General features: G+C 63.1%; 1 protein-coding gene. It reads left to right on the top strand.

The window, feature by feature from the left end:
- Nucleotides 1–2 precede the first annotated feature (2 nt).
- A partial coding sequence (locus ACODSO_RS29135; RefSeq protein WP_489040073.1) for an amino acid adenylation domain-containing protein occupies nucleotides 3–1,430 on the top strand: 1,428 nt, incomplete at its 3' end.

Genomic DNA, 1,430 nt, shown 5'->3' with positions numbered 1-1,430 from the left:
TGTTGCGGGGGTCGAATTCGGCGTATGTGATTTTCACGTCGGGGTCGACGGGTCGGCCGAAGGGTGTGGCGGTTTCGCACGAGGCCATCGTCAACCAAATCTCCTGGATCACCGATAGATTCGCGATGGGTCCGCAAGATGTGGTGCTGCAGAAGACACCCGTCACGTTCGATGTGTCGCTGTGGGAGCTGTTCGGCACCCTGCTGACCGGCGGGCGCATGGTTCTGGCGGCACCCGACGGCCACCGCGATGCTCGCTACCTTGCCCAGGTGATCGCCGACGAAGCGGTCACCATGACGTCGTTCGTCCCGTCGATGTTGTCGGTGTTCGTCGCCGAAACAGCAGGATTCGACACCGAGTCGTTCCGATCGTTGCGTGTCGTCCTGGCCGCAGGAGAAGCGCTGTCGATGTCGGTCGTACGCACCTTCGAGCGAGCCCTGCCGGGGGTGGCGCTGCACAACCTCTACGGACCGACCGAATTCACCGTGCATGCAACCGAAGGCGTGGTGCATTCTGCGCAGGACTCGGTCACCATCGGTTCACCCGTGTGGAACACCCGAGCTCTCATTCTCGACCAGCGTCTGCACCCGGTGCCAGTCGGCGTCGCGGGCGAGCTGTACCTATCTGGCCCTCAGGTGGCTCGGGGTTACGCGTCACGCCCCGACCTGACCGCCAGTGCTTTCGTCGCCGATCCGTTCGCGGATCCGGGTGCATCGACGCCGTCGCGTCTCTACCGCACCGGTGACCTCGTGAGGTGGACGAAGAACGGTGAGATCGAATACGTCGGGCGTACCGACTTCCAGGTCAAGGTCCGCGGTTTGCGCATCGAACTGGGTGAGATCGAAGCTGTTCTGACAGATCACGACTCGATCGCGCGCGCTGTGGTGCTCGTTCGCAGCGACCGCCTCGTCGGGTATGTCATCGCCGAGCCCGGTACCACTGTCGAGTTCGACAAGGTCACGGCTGCAGCTGCATCGAAGTTGCCGGCGTACATGGTTCCGTCGACCCTGCTGGTACTCGAGGAGTTTCCGCTCGGTTCGAGCGGCAAGCTCGATCGAAATGCTCTGCCCGACCCGGTATTCGAGGCCACGCAGTTCAGGGCACCGACCACACCGGTGGAAGAGATCGTTGCCAACACCTTCGCCGGTGTTCTCGGACTCGAGCGAGTCGGGCTCGATGACGACTTCTTCGAACTCGGCGGCAACTCGCTGATCGCTACGCAGTTGGTGTCCAGGTTGGGCGCAGCACTCGAGACGCAGCTTCCGGTGAGGATTCTGTTCGACGCGCCCAAGGTCGGCGCCTTGGCCTCCCTGGTGGAGACGCAGGTTGGGTTGGGCGCTCGCCGTGCACTGGTGCCGCAGGAGCGGCCGGAGAGCATTCCGTTGTCGCTTGCGCAGCAGCGTATGTGGTTCTTGAACAGGTTCGACACT

It is taken from the genome of Rhodococcus sp. FG69 (genome assembly GCF_057808915.1).
The sequence above is the reverse complement of the archived record's forward strand: the minus strand, read 5'-3'. Positions and strand labels throughout refer to the sequence as shown.